At 30.1% G+C, this 18,011-nt stretch carries 12 protein-coding genes; 1 reads left to right on the top strand and 11 read right to left on the bottom strand.

Going from position 1 to position 18,011, the window contains the following annotated elements; genetic code table 11:
- Positions 1-552: 552 nt before the first annotated feature.
- Together HMPREF9131_RS01135 and HMPREF9131_RS01130 are read right to left on the bottom strand one after the other, a co-directional pair.
- The gene (locus tag HMPREF9131_RS01135; protein WP_009344940.1) at positions 553-2,256 is read right to left on the bottom strand and encodes a stalk domain-containing protein; all 1,704 of its coding nucleotides are present in this window, start codon (positions 2,254-2,256) and stop codon (positions 553-555) included.
- A gap of 436 nt (positions 2,257-2,692) precedes the next feature.
- Positions 2,693-2,920, bottom strand: a complete 228-nt coding sequence (locus tag HMPREF9131_RS01130) for a hypothetical protein (RefSeq protein ID WP_009344911.1) — start codon at positions 2,918-2,920, stop codon at positions 2,693-2,695.
- A 389-nt stretch (positions 2,921-3,309) separates the two neighbouring features.
- Between HMPREF9131_RS01130 and HMPREF9131_RS01125 the strand changes: the two genes are divergently transcribed.
- Positions 3,310-4,119 carry a DMT family transporter gene (locus HMPREF9131_RS01125; protein ID WP_232202566.1) on the top strand — a complete coding sequence of 270 codons (810 nt, stop codon included), beginning with the start codon at positions 3,310-3,312 and terminating at the stop codon, positions 4,117-4,119.
- A gap of 454 nt (positions 4,120-4,573) precedes the next feature.
- On the opposite strand, the gene HMPREF9131_RS01120 is transcribed toward HMPREF9131_RS01125, so the two are convergent.
- From HMPREF9131_RS01120 to HMPREF9131_RS01090, 9 genes are all read right to left on the bottom strand, one after another.
- Positions 4,574-9,766 carry an S-layer homology domain-containing protein gene (locus tag HMPREF9131_RS01120; RefSeq protein WP_009344919.1) on the bottom strand — a complete coding sequence of 1,731 codons (5,193 nt, stop codon included), beginning with the start codon at positions 9,764-9,766 and terminating at the stop codon, positions 4,574-4,576.
- A gap of 185 nt (positions 9,767-9,951) precedes the next feature.
- Entirely contained in the window at positions 9,952-10,356 is a 405-nt protein-coding gene (locus HMPREF9131_RS01115) for a GIY-YIG nuclease family protein (RefSeq protein ID WP_009344912.1), read from the bottom strand.
- Between the two features lie 103 nt (positions 10,357-10,459).
- On the bottom strand, positions 10,460-10,645 hold the full coding sequence (locus tag HMPREF9131_RS08180; RefSeq protein ID WP_232202567.1) for a DNA/RNA helicase domain-containing protein: 186 nt from the start codon (positions 10,643-10,645) through the stop codon (positions 10,460-10,462).
- Between the two features lie 279 nt (positions 10,646-10,924).
- Positions 10,925-11,047, bottom strand: a complete 123-nt coding sequence (locus HMPREF9131_RS08835) for a hypothetical protein (RefSeq protein ID WP_019034938.1) — start codon at positions 11,045-11,047, stop codon at positions 10,925-10,927.
- 619 nt (positions 11,048-11,666) lie between these two features.
- Complete coding sequence (locus tag HMPREF9131_RS01105; RefSeq protein WP_009344917.1) at positions 11,667-12,203, bottom strand: TIGR00730 family Rossman fold protein; 537 nt, start codon at positions 12,201-12,203, stop codon at positions 11,667-11,669.
- Positions 12,204-12,477: 274 nt separating this feature from the next.
- On the bottom strand, positions 12,478-14,262 hold the full coding sequence (locus HMPREF9131_RS01100) for a recombinase family protein (protein WP_009344908.1): 1,785 nt from the start codon (positions 14,260-14,262) through the stop codon (positions 12,478-12,480).
- Between the two features lie 55 nt (positions 14,263-14,317).
- On the bottom strand, positions 14,318-14,455 hold the full coding sequence (locus HMPREF9131_RS08445) for a hypothetical protein (protein ID WP_009344898.1): 138 nt from the start codon (positions 14,453-14,455) through the stop codon (positions 14,318-14,320).
- Positions 14,456-14,758: 303 nt separating this feature from the next.
- Entirely contained in the window at positions 14,759-16,111 is a 1,353-nt protein-coding gene (locus HMPREF9131_RS01095; RefSeq protein WP_009344929.1) for an MATE family efflux transporter, read from the bottom strand.
- Positions 16,112-16,132: 21 nt separating this feature from the next.
- Positions 16,133-17,878 (bottom strand): ABC transporter ATP-binding protein, encoded by a 1,746-nt coding sequence (locus HMPREF9131_RS01090; RefSeq protein ID WP_006701969.1) that lies wholly within the window; start codon positions 17,876-17,878, stop codon positions 16,133-16,135.
- Positions 17,879-18,011: the final 133 nt, after the last annotated feature.

Here is an 18,011-nt window from a genome sequence, read left to right as displayed (position 1 = left end):
CTCCACCAAAATTATAAATTTTTGTTTAGATCATAAAAGCCCTGAAGATTAAATCTCCAAGGCTTGATTGATTATCTATTCCTATTTTAAATATAATAGTTATACTTACTTTCATTATATAACTTTACTCACAGCTTAGCTTTTTTTCTAAAAAGAAAACAAAGTCTTTGGAATTAAACCCAAGGCTACAAGTTGAAGTAATAAGATGATGTGAAATTAAACTTGTTCCACTTGCAATATATAAAAACCATGTCCTTAAAAATACTCATTCCAAAGTTTTAAAGATACATTAGAAAAAAATTTCTTATACTAAATAACTAAATAAAGCTTAAATTTCTTATAAAATCTTAGTTATCAATTTTTTGAACCAAAAAGATTCATAAGAAATATAGAAATAATCTGTTAATAGGGATATCTTAATTATTTTCCTCTACAAAATAATAAGTTGATATTTCTTATAGATATTGGACACCTCGATATTCCGAACAAGTTATATAAAATACTATACTGACTTCGACTTAATTAAAGCGAGTTATTTTAAAATTCGTCATTTTACTTATTTAAGTTTATCTCTACAGTTTTGTTGTCGCTATTCCACTCTATGTTTTGGTCAATACCATCTTTAGTATTTCCATTTGTAAGCCCAAAAACATTGCCAACATAAGAAACAGAAAGTAAAATTCTTCCATTGATGTTTAGTGGTTTAGAGTCCATCTTTATCACTTTTCCATTGGAAAGGACAATTTCATTTCCATCAATTTGAATTTTTGCAACAAGTCCATTATTTGTAAAACTTGCAGTTCTAGTCTTTGAATCCCACTCCACTTTGGCACCGATCATTTCGGCAAGATTTCTCATTGGAAGCATAAGCCTATCGTTTTTTATAAGAGGCTTAACATCCATTTGTCTTTTAATAACTTTGCCATTTATAAGGATTTCATATTCTCCGCTATTTAAATTCAAGGTATATTTTTTAGCCTTAGAAGTAGTTTCCTTCTTAGGTTCTTCCTTAGAAGTTCTAGTGTAATTCTTGTTAGAATTATTTTTATTTTCACTTGATTTTATTCTTGGGAAATAATTATAAGACTTGCCATTATTTTTATTTTTATTGTCCTGTTCCTTAGAATTATCCTTTGGCTTGTTTCCTTCTTGTGGTCTTTCCTTCTTGTCCTCTTTTTTACCTGGGCTGGGCTTTACTTCAGAATTAGAATTTTCTACTACCTTACTCCTAGTCCATGTTCCTACAAAATTTATATTTTCACTTACAGAAAGAGAGCTTGTAGGATTCCAACTAGAAAAATTCCACTCATACTTATTTTTTCCACTTTTTTCTATTATTTTTCCAAACTTTTCAGGCGCAAAAGCTTGTCCCTCTTTAATTTTTTTCACTTGAGGTAGTTTATCCTTTATAGATTCAGGCATTTTATCATAACTAATTTCGCTTTTTGAATCTTTATCAAAGCCAACAAATTTAAAAGTCATGGTAAATAACTTGCTTGCAGTAGCTGTAAAAGTCTTATTATTTTCACTAACCTTGCCATCTTCAGGTTGCCATTTCACATCAGTGTAATTATCATTAATGGGTTTAGCACTTATAGTATCAAAAATATTTTGCTTTGTCGCTAATAACTTATATTTAGAAACATCAGTCCCTGGCTTAACCTTATAAGTTTTAAAAGGCACTGGTTTTTCTTTGTCGCCAATTGTTTCTTCCTCACCTATATAAACCTTAACTCCTTCACCTAAAAAGAAATTAGTCTTAATTGCATCCTTAGGTGCATTAATATTATTGGAAGATGTAACCTTGTTTATAACGAGTAAGTTTTGGGCATTTAATATCACTTCTGATTTATCTGAAAATTTGACCTTAAGTCTTCCCTCCCTATTCGTCTCTGAACCTGCAGAAGTATTACGCTTATCAAGATCAGTGACAACAGCATCTTTTAAATATTTTTCGAATTCTTCATTTTGAACTTTTAACTTAACGCCATCTTTCCAATTAACTTCATCTTCTTCCCATACAGTGATATCCTTAGCCTCTAAATTATCTCCAATCTTTTTGGCAATTGTATCCTCATTAGCTTGAAGAAGACCTTCACCTACGCTCTGAGAACCATCTACACTCTTAGAAAGACTTAGCCTCTGTATTATTTGAGAATTTACACTAACCTCATTATCAGGCAAAGCAAAGGTATTAACCGGAAATGAAAGCCCAAATAACAAAGTAGCCATAGTAGTTGCTACAACTTTTTTCATATTTTCCTCCATATTAAATCTTTAGTATCTCTTATAATTTTTTAAACACATTAAATTAAGGTAAAATTTGTAAAAAAAAATTAAAATAAATTGTCTACCACTTTATCTTAAATTACCTAAATAACAAATAAGAAAATATTATTAACTTAATGTAAAGACACCAAGAAAAATATTAGCATATATTTACATTAATGTAAATAAAAATATTTCTCATAAATAATATATATTTCTTAGAACTTGTTTAATTTTTCATAATTTTATAAAAAATATATTTGTTGAAAAAGTCTCAAAAGAAAAAGACAAGGGAAAATAAAAATCCTTCGTCTTTTTCATCATAAAATCCACGATTAACATGTTAACCCACTCCCATGATAGATTTGATACGGTCAAACATATCTCGTGAATAAGCTTCTTTTTAAACCAAGCTCTTCCAATCCTATATTGCTTCTCCGTCTGTCACTCCAGTTGGCAAAACCATGCTCCCATCCTTCATACTAATAAATGGCGAAAAATTAAAAGCATCGTCCCTATAACGGATGGTAATAATTGCATTCGGTGCAATATCCGATATATTTTGACAAATAAAAGTGGTCCCAGTGGTTGAGATATTGTCCAAATATATATTTTCCACTTCCTCTATTTGACCGTCCTTAGAAATTTCCAATTCCTTTTATTTTAGATGTAGTCGTCTAAAACATCTGTAAATAATCGTAAACCCAAACATATACATTATTTAGCTTGGTCTATTCTATAAATTTAAACTCCTAGTCTTTTTAATAAGATTATAATATAATCTCAATTATAGTCGATTTTTACATTTAGGGTTTTAGTCTTCGCATTCATACTTAAAAGATAATATCAAGTTAATAACTTGGAAATTTCTTAGATGAGATGAGTTGAAATTAACTTATTAAATAAAATTCAATATCTTTATTTAGTCAATATAGGAGTAAGATTGATTGAAGAATAAGAATTATACGAAGGGTTTATTTTATGCAACACTTGGTGCTTTGGGCTGGGGGTATTTCTGGAATATGCAGTCAGTATCTTTTTATGAATTATGATGTTGATTCCTCTTGGGTAACAGCAGTTAGAATGGTCTTGTCTGGTATTTTACTTTTAGGTTTTGGGGGTATTAAAGATAAGGATAAGCTTATAAAAATTTGGACTGTTCCAAAAGATGTGTTCTGGCTTTTTGCCTTTGCTATTCTAGGACTTTTGATGGTTCAGTACGCCTTTATCAGTGCAATAAAATACTCAGACACTGCTACTGCAACAGTCTTACAAAGTCTTAACGTTGTTATAATGATTGTTTTTATGTCCATTGTAACAAAAACTATGATGAAATTTTCTCAAATAATAGCAGTCTTTTTAGCTGTTTTTGGAACCTATCTAATTTCTACTGGAGGAAATCCAAGCACCATGAATATATCTACATATGGGTTAATTTTTGGATTACTTTCTGCAGTTGGTGTTATAACTTACACGCTTTTTTCTCGACCTATTATTGTTAGTTGGGGAAATATAATAGTAACTGGATGGGGTATGCTTATAGGAGGCATTGTTATATCAATCATTACAAAGGCTTGGATTATTCCAAAAGAAATGGATTTTATGGGATGGCTCATGATTGCAATAATAATTGTAATTGGTACTGCTGGAGGATTCTCAATTTTCCTTGAAGGTGTAAAACATATTGGACCTGTCAAGGCAACTTTAATAGGATGTATAGAACCTGCTTCGGCAACCCTACTTGCAGCTATATTTTTGGGAATGAGATTTTCATTAGTAGAGTTAGGAGGATTTTTTTGCATTTTGTTGACAGTCTTTTTATCTGCCAAGGACAAGGATAGAGAAAATTAGTAAAGTATTATAAAAAATATCTAATAAAAATTTTTATTAGACATTTCTCAAACTCTCTCTATTTGGATACAATTTAATTCTTAATTTTTTAACGCATAAAGCATCGGTTTAAATACCTATAATTAAAACCCGTTAAAATGTTTCAATAAAAAACCTGTAGCAAATGATATCTATCATCTTTAGTGGAAGGACCAATAAGGAGGGTATTTTTATGAAATATATCTATGAATTCAAAAAAGAATGTGAACAGTTATATAGATAGGGTAAATGACCTGGTACACCTAAAAGAGTTGAAAATACTTTTTACACCTACCTTTTTTTGCTTTCATCATAAAAAAATATATGGTCCAAGTTTTATCCCTTAGACCATATATTATAACTTCTTCCTTAACAACACTTTTAACCGCTAAAATTTTAAGATATACCTCAATAAGTGTTGTTAGATCATATTAAATTATTTTTCTTCACCATAAGGTGGTATTGGAAAAGTAAATCTCTTTCCATTTAACCTAATCCATCTTTCACTCTTGCCGTCAGAAAGTCTTTTATAGTCATGACCATTCATGGCTTCAACTATTGGACCATATGCCCAATGACTATCATTCATATCAATCATAGGTGCAAGTTCTTGTACATGAGCCTTCGCAAAATCTAAATCCGCATATCTATTCAAAATCCTGTTTGTTGAACTTACGACTTCTGCTCTTGTTATATTTTTTTCAGGTTTAAAAGTACCGTCTGGATATCCGCTTATCCATCCTTTTGCTTCTGCTGAACATATTACCTTATATGCCCAATGATTCTTACTTACATCACTAAACTTAAGGTCAGCTTTATCAGCTAAGCTATCAAACCTTGATGCTATTGAAGCAAACTCTGCTCTTGTTATTGGAGCATTTGGTTTAAATGTTCCATCTGGATAACCAGAAACTAATTTCTTTTCACTCATAAATGTCACTGCATAAGCATACCAGTCATTTTCTTTAATATCTTTATAAGGCATAATATATTTTCTGCCCTTTTCTGGTCTTTCCTTTAACAATCTCGCAAACATCATAGTTACTTCTGCCCTAGTCATTGGTTTATCAGGTCCAAAAGTTTTATCGGGATAACCCTTCATATAAGCGTAATGGTCATCAATATTTAGGATTGGTTCTCCTATTTTTTCATAATAATAATATTTATGCTCAGGTTTTGGTTCTGGCTTTGGTTCCGGCTTTGGTTCCGGCTTTGGTTCCGGATTTGGTAAAGGTTTAACTTGATTTTTTACAAGTATTGTATATTGGATTGTTTTATTATCCTTTTGATCTTTGATAATAAAATCCTTACCATCTTCAGTTTGTTCTGCTTTCCATTTAAAATTATAAACTTCTTTTTTACCAGATTGTGAAGTTGCCTTTCCTTTAAAATTACCATAGACATTACCTACAACTGTTAACTTACTTCCATCGGATACATTATCATTCACTTTAATTCCAGGAACTTTTAAATCTAAGGTATCTGAAACACTTGTTACATCCTTATATAAATCAGTAAATTTAGTGTAATTGCCGTTTTTTAAAGTCATTTTTACAATGATTTTATTTCCATCACGCTTAAGATCTCCAGCTTTAACTTCAAAAAGTTTATTTTCTGTTAATGTTGCTTTTAAATCAGCAGGTATTTCTAATCCTTCTGGAATTGTAAGCTCTGCTATAAATTCACTTTTTATATCTTTTGTTGTTATATTGTCAGAATCTCCTGCATAATTATCTTTTAAAAGTTTTATTTGCTTTTTAATACTACTTACATCAAGTCTGCCAGTGTATTCAAGAACATCGCCAGCCTTAACTTCATGTAAGGCATTATGTTCAGTATCATCACCGATTAAAATATCTCCACCTAAAGTAAGTTCTTGTGGAAGATTAACTGTAAGATTAACTGTAAGATTAATTGAGTCATTATCATCTTCACTCTGAGTGAAGTCTTTTCCGTCTGCTGTTTGTTTTCCAGTCCATTGATAATTAAATACTTTTGTTTTTAAATCTTTTGTTGCAACACCTATAAATGTCCCTGATACTTCTCCTTTTACTGTTAAATTACCTTGGGCTGTGTCTTTTACTTTAATATTTGAAATTTCTAAGTCTAATTTGTCATTTACACTTGTTACATCTGTATATAAGTCAGTAAATTTAGTATAGTCTTTTTTAAGTGTCATTTTAACAATGATTTTATTTCCATTAACCTCTGTACTTTCGACTTTAAAAAGATTATTTTCTGTTAAAGTAGCTTTTAAGTCTTTTGGTATTTCTAAACCTTCAGGAATTGTAAGCTCTGCTATAAATTCACTTTTTATATCTTTTGTTGTTATTTCATTTGAAGAATTATTATTGTTTTTATCAAAGTCATCTTTTAAAGATTGTATTTGATTTTTAATTGAAGAAACATCAAGTCTTCCATCAAATGTTAAAAGGTCCTCTTTATCTACTGGATAAATGCTATCATGTTCTGTGTCATAGTCTTCATTAGCCTTTTTAACAAGTAAATCTCCACCAAGAGTTAATTGAACGGGTTTTGAAACCATTATTGTATATTGGATAGAAGAACCATCTTTTGCTTCTGAATCTTTTCCCTCTATTGATTGGTTTCCAATCCACTTAAAGTCGAATTTTTTAATTGTATTGCCATCTTTAGCTACTGCAGAAAAATTCCCTTTAACTTCTCCTTTAATCGTGAATTTTTCACCGTCTTTTATTTTATCAAAATCTTTTAATTTTAGTCCATTAACTGTTACTGAAAGGGTATTATCTTTATCACCTGTTGAAAAAACTGCATCTTTTAATTTTTTATAATCAGTCATTCCGTCTTTAAGCTTAAATGTTACAGTTATTTTTTGTCCTTTTACTTTTGTTTCACTAATTTCAAAACAATTGCCAAGTCCCTTAGCTTCTACTTGTAAATTTTTAGGAGCTTCTACTTCTTTAGGCAAAGTTAAAGTGGCAGTAAATGTTGATTTTGTTCCTGTTAAAGAAATTTTATCAAAGTCTTTTTCTTCTTTATTAAATATTCCTTCAATTAAATTCATTTTATTTTTAATAGAAGATACATTCACTCCACCTGTCAAAGCAAATTCTTCATTTTCAGAAATGATTTTTATATCTTTACTTGTTTCTTTGCTGTCTGACCAAATATCAGAGTCAATTGTTTCTTGTGAAGAAATTTTATTTTCATTAGGAATATTCGGATCATCTTTCCAAGACAAATAGTAAGTTGTATCAGCAGTTATTTGTGGGTTTTCACCCTTCATAATAAAGCTAAAGAATTTATAATCATCAAATCTTATTGCTTTTCCGCCAGCTTCTGCTCTATCTGAAAAATAATCCAGATTTGAAATCACAAAACCTGTTTTTGTTGCATCTTTATCCGGTTTTAATTCGTTATGGTCAAGTCCGTTTAATAAATCAAATAACTTATCATTATATTTAGCCTTTTTATTTAATACTGCAACTTCGCCACCATTTGCATCTTTTTCAATTGTAAAGACATCTGTTTTAGTTTTAAAGATTGACCCTTCGCTAAAAGTTCCCCCATTTGCTGAAAAAGAAACTTTATATTCATTATCAGTGTATTTTGCGTATAAATCTATTTGACTTTGGCCTTCAGTAAAGTTTATTTTTTCTTTTGCATTATAAACTTTTCCGCTTCCGTCAGGAGCTGTTGTCCAGCCTGCAAATTTTTTACCTTCTACATTGAAGTCGGCTTTTTCTTTTACTATATCTTCAAAAGATAAAACTTCTATATTTTGTGCATCTTCACCTGCAGAAGAAATATAGTCTTTTCCGGATCCATTATGGTAAATAACTGTTTTTCTTTGCCATTTTGCATAAACTTCTGTGTCAGTAGTTAGTTTTTCGTCCCAATTATATGCTTTTTCTTCACCATTAGCTGTCTTGTAGAACCAGCCTAAAAATTTAACACCATTTTTATCTGTTGGATTTTCAGGTTTAACATTTCCTACTACATCATCAAGTTTATAGCCTCTTATTGTTTTAAATTCTTTGTCTGCATTAGTATTATCAGAAAAACTTGCATCAGCATTATTTAATTTAAAAGTTACTTTAGCTCCTGGTACAAAAACGTGTTTTTTATTATCCTTTGATGGATTAACTACTGGATAAATATATTCTTGACCATTTTTATTTATTGGTTTTAATTCATTTATATTACTGTCTTTAAGAGTAAAATAAGATAAATATTCATCTCCATTTTCTTTACCATTTGTTGGAGTTGTAATATTATAGTTGTAAGTAGAATCATAGGCTATTAAATATGATCCACCTGTTACTACATAGGTACTTCCAGTTCCGCGATTTGCTCCACCACAATCAGCATTTTTATCTATTGCATCTGTATTTACAACAGAATTTCCCTTAAAAGTTAAATGACAAGGTCCACTTGTTCTGCCTGTTCCATAAGATGGTGTCCATTGCATATTTGTAGTTTCAAAAGTTGAATCTTCAAAAATAACTTCTCCCGGCTTATAATTAATATTAAGTCCACCGTCAGTGCTGTTTTTTATTATGAATTTTGAATCTTTAACGACTAATTTTTCTGAAACCGTAACTCTTGAGCCATCTGCTGTTACTATCGAGTTGTTTTTTATTTCTGATGGTCCTAGAAGTGCAAATGAATTTTTATATCCTGAAACTCCTTTCGCTTTATACACATAAAATTCAGAATTATCTAAATGTAATCCTCCTTTTAATGTTCCATCCTTTTGTTTACATGGATCAAAATAATACCACACATCTTTAGTTGTAAGAGAAGCATCTTTCATATAAAGTCCTGAATATTGCTCACTTGATCTAAGCTTACCTTCAACATAAACTGTACAACCAATAAACCAAGAATCAGAAGAATAAGAAAATCCTCTACCAGTTTGTTCTTTAGCAGAAATTTGTAACTTATCTTTAGATTTACCATTAATTTTAGCTCCGTCAGCCAAACTAAAAGCTATTTCATTTTTATCTAAAACATAATTTCCGTCGTTTATCTCTGCTCCTTTTTTAACATTAATTGCTGTTTTATAGCCTGACATTGTTAATGTTGTTCCATCAGCAACAGTTAAATGACTTCCTTCTACTAATTCAATTCCAGTTCCATTACCTTGCATAGTTACATCTTCAAGAAATTTTAATGTTATTTTTTTATTAACTGTTATATTTTTTTCAGCTAAGCTAAGAACATTGAGAGTTCCCCCATCATTGATTACTTCCATTGCCTTAGCAAAAGTTTTAACCGGATGTTCTACTGAACCGTCATTATTATCATCGCCTTTTGCAGAATCTAAATAAACTTCTGTTAGATTATTTCCTCCAGGTGCTTTTTCTGCACCACTCATTTTTTCTAGATTTTCAGTTAAAAAAATATCTTTCTTATTAACTTTATCTTTATTCTCACTTAGTTCATCAGTAGGTTTAATAATATTATCTTCTTCTAACTTTGCACTACTTTCCTTAGTATTAAAATCATCAAACGATTTAGTGCTTATATTTTCATTATTAATCGGTAAATTATTACCCTCAGCATAAACCACCTCTATAGATGGTCCTATGATACCTATAAGCATTAATATTGATAGAAATAAAGAAATAATTTTATTTCTCATACAAACGGACACCCCTTTCTTAATTGTATTTGTTATTTGATTATAACACAAAAAATTATATATACATATTTTTTTAGTGTTCATATAAAAGACTGTAAAATAAATTTTTATGCACTAATTATTTCACAGTAGAAAATTTCACAAAACCCCTAGAGATTTTGTTTGCTATGCTTTTTAGTAGTTTTTTAGTTTCTTACTTTGTATCTATCTACATCGATAGCCATGTTAGTGAATTTATTCTCTAAATAAGAAATTTCTGTAGGCCCAAATGAGTTGTTTTGTGTTGTTAACATAACTGCATCAGAAAAATAAATTTCATCTTTTAAGTGTTCTGCTACTCTAAATAAAACACCTTCACCATTTTTTCTTATACCAGCTTGACCTATATATACTTCGTCATCCCCATCATCATTCTTGCCAAATAAAAAATATACTCCACTTTGCTTTAAATCTAGTCTATCCTTACATTTATCAAGATAGGTTCTTGGAATTTTATAAGCAATACCTGTCCAATTTGATAAAGTACACTTTATTCTTCCAGTAACTTCCCCATCCATTAAAAAAAGATTAAAATTTTTACTATTTTTCATTATTTAGCTCCTTGTATATTTTATTGTCATCAATAAAAGCAATCTTTTACCTTAAGCTGTATAAATTCCAGCTTTCATGTTTTAAATATCTATAAATAAATTTTTATATTTCCTCTAATCCTATTTGTTTCAAATAATTATATGTACCATCATAAAACTTAGGCTGTCTAGTAATATCTTCACGAAAACCTTTCGGTATAAATATTATCATTCCTTGCCTTGCTCTTGTGAGAAGTACTCTGTACGTATTTTTAAGAAATAATTTATCTTCATTTTTTAAAAAATTAATCTACTGTATCCATGTGTTTTTTTGTTGAAGCTTAGTCTCGCAGATGAATTATTACTACTAATTATCCCAAGGATATTATCAATATCTCTGTTTACAAATTTATTAATATTATCTTCATAATATGAGTTTAATCTAAACTTGTGTGCTACTTTTGTTTAATAATCTTAAAATCAATAAAATGCTTTTCTTTGACTTAAAGATATAGTATGAATAAAAATTCATATTTGTCAAAAGCCTAGTGATTGAGAATAGACCGATTAATATTATAATTATTTATTTCTATTTTTTGCTATTCATTCCTATTATCATACCTAATAACATCCCCATAGACATCCCAACGGCTAAATTTTCTTTACCTAATGCTATTCCCACAGCAGTTCCTAGACACATACCAATTGCCATACCTTCAGAAATATTATTTTCACTTTTTTGTTTGTCTTCATTAGATTTTTATCCCGTTTTTTTCTTAGCACTAAAAACCGCATAAACAGCAAGAACGCATATTAAAAATACAGGTAATATTATTCTTAATATCTCCATATTATATTCTCCTTTTAATAAAAAGTATCCAAGTTAGAAAACAATCAATCCTCTATCTTCATAACCATGTTCACTTGTATCATTAGCACACATTATAGGTCTATCAAGAGTCATAATTGTAGCAAGCTCTCCATCTATCTTTTCTACGGATTTTTTATAAGTACTATGATTTTCCCCTTGGTCTTTTTTAATAAAAAATTTACTACTATCCTACATAAAACATCACATGTTTTTTAAAAGAAGGTTATTAAAATTTTTATATAAATAAATATCATATTTATATTTCTCAAAAGCTTTGTATGTGGGAGTAGACTTATAAATTCTAAAATTATTATACTCTTAAAGCAGTAATAAGTATTACGAATGCCATCATTTCTTTTATAGGAAGAAGGTTTTTTGTTGCATAATACCATCACAAACGATGATTTATCACCACCAAGTTTTATTTCAAATTGTGATTTAACGTTCTATTGGGGGTAATTTAAACCGATTCCAAAATTTGTTTTATATTGTTGAGATTTTCAGCAAAATAAATTCCCTCTTGTCGCTCATTGGAAGATAATCCTTTTTCAATCATATGATTCAAAAGTGCTTTCAAATCATTGTAGTACCCGTTCAGGTTGTAGATAATACACGGTGCATCAAGCTGTTTCAATGACACCTTTGATATTACTTCTGTAATTTCTTCTAGTGTTCCCGTACCCCCTGGAAAAGCAATAAAAACTTCTCCCAACTCAATCATTTTATTTTTACGCTCCGCCATATCCTTAGTCACGATTAACTTAGTTAATCCGTCATGCTCAAATTCGTTTTCTATAAAAAATTCCGGCTCTACACCAGTTACTTCTCCTCCTACTTTCAAAACACTATCAGCAATTGCACCCATCAGACCAGATTTTGAACCGCCATAGACTAGTGCATTTCCACTGTTTCCAATCCATGCCCCTAATTCTTCAACTGCTTTTCGTAAACATGGGTCACTTCCTTCGTTTGCTCCAAGATAAACTGTAATATTCATTAAAAATTCTCTCCTTCAAATTCCGAATTATCTAATATCTACTAGCTTCAATTTCACTGCCTACAAGAACCTAAAACTGTCGAGTTATTGGATTGATTGTAAGTCTTTTCCTTTTTTCAAAACTCACTCCCCATAAATTACATCTAATCTTAGGTTAATAGCTGACACATACTTTGCCGTAGATATGTTTTTATATAAAAAAACCAATCTTTTCAATATTTTGGCTACAAATATGCTCCCAAAAACTCCAAAATACTTGTTTTCAAGTGCTTACTCATTTTTTATTGACATCAATACTACACTCTCCACATGCATTATATTTTGCTAGGGAACATAATTTTTTATCCTCGTCATCCTTGTAGGAGCACAATTTATTAATATCATTATCTTTAGCATTTTTTCTTTTATCTTTGAATTTATTAGAATTTTGACTATCTTTAACTCCTGTTTTGAAGTAGAATGTCAGGTCATATGGGTGGACTGTTCCGTCTTTGTCAATTCTTCCAACCACGACTTTATCCACTATACTTTCAAATACTGTTCTGTTAAATTCCTCTATAATTTCTTTATTTTCTAAGACTTTTTTAAATTGCTTTAGTCTTTCTTTAATAGAGTTTTCATCTTTTATCGTTAGTTCTAGTGTTTTCTTTTCATCAAGTAATTCTTCTTTTTGTTTTGTAAGTTTTTTATACTTTTTAGCATAAACTTCTTCATCTATACTATCTTCTAAATGAAGATTAACTAACTTTCTTTCTTGACCAATGATTCTATTTAATTGGTTTTCTATCTTTTTCAAATCTTTGATCAAAGTATTATCATTTATTTCTTCTTCTACAATTTTTAAAAAGTCATCTATTACTGTTGAATCTGCATGGCATAATTGCCTATAGCTTTCAACAAAAGCTTTTTCTATCGCTGCTTCTTGTATTCCTTTTGAATGAGGACAATATTTTTTACCTTTTTTTGTTGATCTTACACATTGCCAGTTAATTTTTTTATAAATTGAACTTGTGTGCCAAGTTCTTCTTGAAAGTATCTCACCACAAAATCCACATTCCAGCATACTTGAAAAAGCATATTGTCTTGATAGTTTTTCTCTTTTTCTATCCTTGTTAGCTATAGTGTTTCTGTTTTGTGCTCTCCTGAGTCTAATCTCTTGTGCCTTTTCAAAGTCTTCTTTTGATATAATTGGCTCGTGATGATTTTCAATGTGATATTTATCAGATTCTCCAAAATTTGCTAGTCTTCTTTTTGTTATGGGATCAACTGTAAAGGTCTTTCCCATTAGTATATCGCCAATATACTTTTCATTTTTAATTATTCCTAACACTGTAGTATCAGACCATTTTGTTTTACCTCTAGGAGTGAGATATCCTTGTTCTTCTAGTTCCCTACCAATGACTGAACCACCATTACCCTCTAAATATCTTTTAAAAATATATCTGACAATCTTGGCTTCTTCTTCATTTATAGATATACTTTTTGTTGTGGGATCATAATCATATCCGAGGCAACCTTGAAAACCAATAAGTTCCCCTTTTTCCATTTTCATTTTCAGTCCTTTTTTTACATGGGCTGAGGTATTTTCTACTTCTTGTTGAGCTACTGAACTTAATATTGTTAGTAATAGCTCTCCATCCATTGTCAAAGTATCTATATTTTCTTCTTCAAATACTACACCAACATTGTTTTCCTTTAATAGTCTTACATACTTTAAGGTATCTAATGTATTTCTAGCGAATCTTGATATAGATTTAGTAATTATCATGTCTATATCTCCATTTTGACAATCGCTAATTAGTCTCATGAAATCAGCTCTTTTGGTAGCAGTTGTTCCTGTGGTTGCTTCATCTGCGTATATGCCAGCCAAAGTCCAGTTTTTATTATTTTTTATTAGATTTGTATAATAATCAACTTGCGATTTATATGATTCAAGTTGGTCTTTACTATCTGTGCTTACTCGACAATATGCTGCAACACGTTTTAAATCTAAATGTAGTGCATTTCTATTTCTTGCTCCTGTATTTGAAGCTTTTATTACTTTTACTTTAGTATTCATTTTACCTCCTTCCCATTTTGTATCTTTCTACAGTGTTATTATATCACAAGAACAATTACTTTCTATCCATCTTCTTATAATCATTTTCTAACCTGTTCTTAATTTTTGTATATTCCTTATCATTAATTAATTTAAGATCATAAAGTCTACATAACATAGCAACTCTCATACTATAAATCTTTATTGATTGCATTTTAACCTCCTATATAAGTTGATTTTTTTTACCTTGATAAGTGGATTAAATCTGAAATGTGCTAATTCCACATAAGCAACTTCAAGAATATTGGCACTTCAAAGTATTTTTGTTTTTATAGCAAGATGACAAAATACCCCTCACTTTATAAAGTGAAATTTGCCCTCTTTGGTAACCTGAATTTTTATTTTTTATAGTATTTTTGAGTTTTAATGATTAATTTGAGCATAAAAAAATGAGGACTTATGCTACTAGGCATAAATCCTCTAAAATGAAAGAAACTCTTTCGATTGTTATTTGTATTTAGTTTTTCAAACCAATTTTATCCATCCTATTTAATTCCCCAAACATCATTACTACACCAGCTATTATCATAATTAAATCTACAAAGGGTTCTGCAAACCATACTGCTTTAACTCCAAATATCATTGGTAAAATAATCATGGCAGGTACGAATAAAAATAACTGTCTTAGCATTACTATTATGCCGGCTTTTTTAGCGTTTCCTATTGATTGGAAGAATGTTATAGTCATTACCATTACTCCATATAGGATAAAGATAGAATAAAATAGTCTAAAGTTTCCTATTCCCTGAGTTATAATACTTTCTTCTACTCCAAATAAAGACAGAATATTCTTTGAAAATGCTAATGCTGGTATCCAAAATATTGATGCAAGAACTAATCCTCCGATAGAAAATACTTTCATAGCTTCTTTTACTCTGTCGTATTTTTTCGCTCCAAAATTTGTACCAACTACAGGTTGTAAACCTTGACTCATTCCCCAAAGTGGAATGAATGAAAAGGCATATATTCTAAGTGTTGCTGCCATCAAGATAGCATTTGTATCTCCGCCATATTTAAATGACATTTTATATAGCATTGTTTGTTGAATCATAAATAAAATTTGCATCATCATAGCAGATGACCCTACGCCAAACATTTCTTTTTTTATTTCCTGATGAGGTTTGATCTCATTTATTTTTACTGCTTTACTTTTGTATTTGAAGTAATATAGTGTTATTATTGCTTGAACAAATTGTGCTGTAATAGTTGCAAGTGCAGCCCCTTCAATTGCATATTTACCCATTAATTTCATTAGAATGGGATCAAGAATTATGTTTAAAAAAGCCCCTAGCCCCATAATGAGCATTGCTTTTTTCATTAATCCTTCTCCACGCATAACCATGTTTGCTGATTGAGTAAAGTTTACAAATAAAGAGCCAATGAAAATCACTCGTAAATATCTGATACCATATTCTTTAATTTCTCCACTTGCTCCAACCATATCTAAAAAATGTGGTGCAAGTAAAATTCCGCCTATTGTAATAATTGATGAGAATAGGATAACCCAAAAGATTAAATTCCCCATAATTTTATCAACTGTTTTTTGGTCACCCTTTCCTATAGCTCTTGATAAAACTGATGCTGAACCTACACCTATGAGTGTAGATACTCCACTATTAAAAAAGGTAAGTGGCATAGCTACACCACAAGCTGTCATTGCAGTTTGTCCTATAATATTTCCTGCAAAAATTCCATCCATTAGTGGATAAAGACCTATTACTATCATTCCTATTACAGCAGGGACAGATAATTGAAAAAGTAAATCTATGGGTCTTTTTGTTAATAATTGTTCTTTCATATCTTGTTTCATAAAATCATCCTCTATTAAATTTTATTCAATTTTCCAACCAGTAGCTTTTTCTCTTTTCTCAATAAAACTCTTGTATATGTGTGATTTTTCCATAAGCTCTTTATGTTTACCAATACTTTCAATATTTCCTTTATCCATAACAACAATTTGATCAGCATTTTTAATAGTTTCAAGTTTATGTGCAATCACAATTACAGTTTTATCTTTTAACAAATTGTTTAAAGCAGTTATAAGTTGTTGTTCATTTTCTGGATCTACACTTGAAGTAGCTTCGTCAAGAATAACAATTCTGCTTGGTTTTAGCATAGCTCTTGCTATAGATATTCTCTGACGCTCTCCTCCAGATAAATTTGAACCACCCTCTTGTAAAACTGTGTCATAACCATCTGACAACTTCATAATAAATTCATGACACTGTGCTTGCTTAGCAACATTAATAACTTCCTCATCACTAGCTTCTGGATTTCCGAACTTAATGTTGTTTTTTATAGTGTCATCAAATAAATAGACGTCTTGAAAAACAAAAGTGAAATTAGATAACAGATTGTCATACCTAAAATCTTTTATGTTATTATCATCAATCAATATTTCTCCAGAATCTACATCCCAAAATCTAGCTATCAAATTACAAAGTGTTGTTTTTCCACTTCCAGAACCACCTACAATTGCTGTAGTCTTACCTTTTGGAATATCTAAATTTAAACGGTTAAATAAGTTCTGTTCGTCATATGAGAAGTCAACGTCCTTTAGATTTATATCTCCTTTTTCAAAGCTTGTTCTTGTGCCTTCTGAAATTGTTGGTAAATTCCTAAGTTTAGCAATTGAATCCAAGTTTTGTATAGCTATTCCTCTAACGTTTTGCATACTTCCAGCCATTTCAAAACCAGAAAAAACAATAAAACTAGACACTACAAGCATTACAGCTTTATAGTGATCAATTTCTCCTATACAAAATCTATAAATAGCTGAAAATATAATAAGACAAATCCCTAATTTAAATATAATTAGAAATATCAAAGCAGCAGGTGCTACAGTTTTTTCAACATTTATAAAGCCTCTTCTATTTTTATAAATCTCTCTGTCCAACTCTTTAGTCATTTCACCACTTTTTCCAAACGACTTAATGACGCTAATACCTTTAACATACTCTAAAGTAGATGCGTTTAGATTTATTTTTAACGCTTGTAATTTTTTAGTCAACTCATCTGATTTCTTTTGAAAGATAACATTGCATAACATTCCTAAGAATAAAGTTCCTAAAATTATAGAACCTGTAACTATATCAAACGGAATCATAAATATCGCCATTATTATAGTTTGAATTACTCCCACAAATAAAGTTTCTATTATATTAACTCCTACGGTTTCAAGTTCACCTATAACTGTGGTTAATCCGCCTGAAATGTTTCCAAGGCGATTACTGCTAAAATATCCCATATTCACTTTTTTTAGCTGATCACCTATATATAGCCTATTTTCTGCTCCCATATTGTAAGTTGCGATGTATTTATTTCTATCAGCCATATAACTAGATAATATTTTCCCTACTACACTTAGTAGAGCTATTGCAAATACGACATAGATGTCTTCTTGTGTAATATTTCTTCCTTCAAATATATTTTGAAATATTTTAAGTAGAAGTAACATTGTAGCTCCAAGGGATATTCCTTCAAATATACTTTTTAATACTTCAAAGAAAAACATCTTGCTAATTTTGGAAGATTCTTTTCCAGCGACCCAATATAACTTGTGAATTAATTCTTTCATTTACTCACCCCTATCGTTTGATAAACTTATGTGTGATTTCCACATTTTTGCATATGTTTCACTTTTTCCAAGAAGTTCTTTATGAGTTCCTTCTGCTTCAATTTCCCCATTGTTTAATACTATGATCTTATCG

This window comes from Peptoniphilus sp. oral taxon 836 str. F0141 (assembly GCF_000179335.1).
Lineage (GTDB): Bacteria > Bacillota > Clostridia > Tissierellales > Peptoniphilaceae > Peptoniphilus_A > Peptoniphilus_A lacrimalis.
Note: the sequence above shows the minus strand (reverse complement) of the source record. Positions and strands in the feature narration are given on the sequence as shown.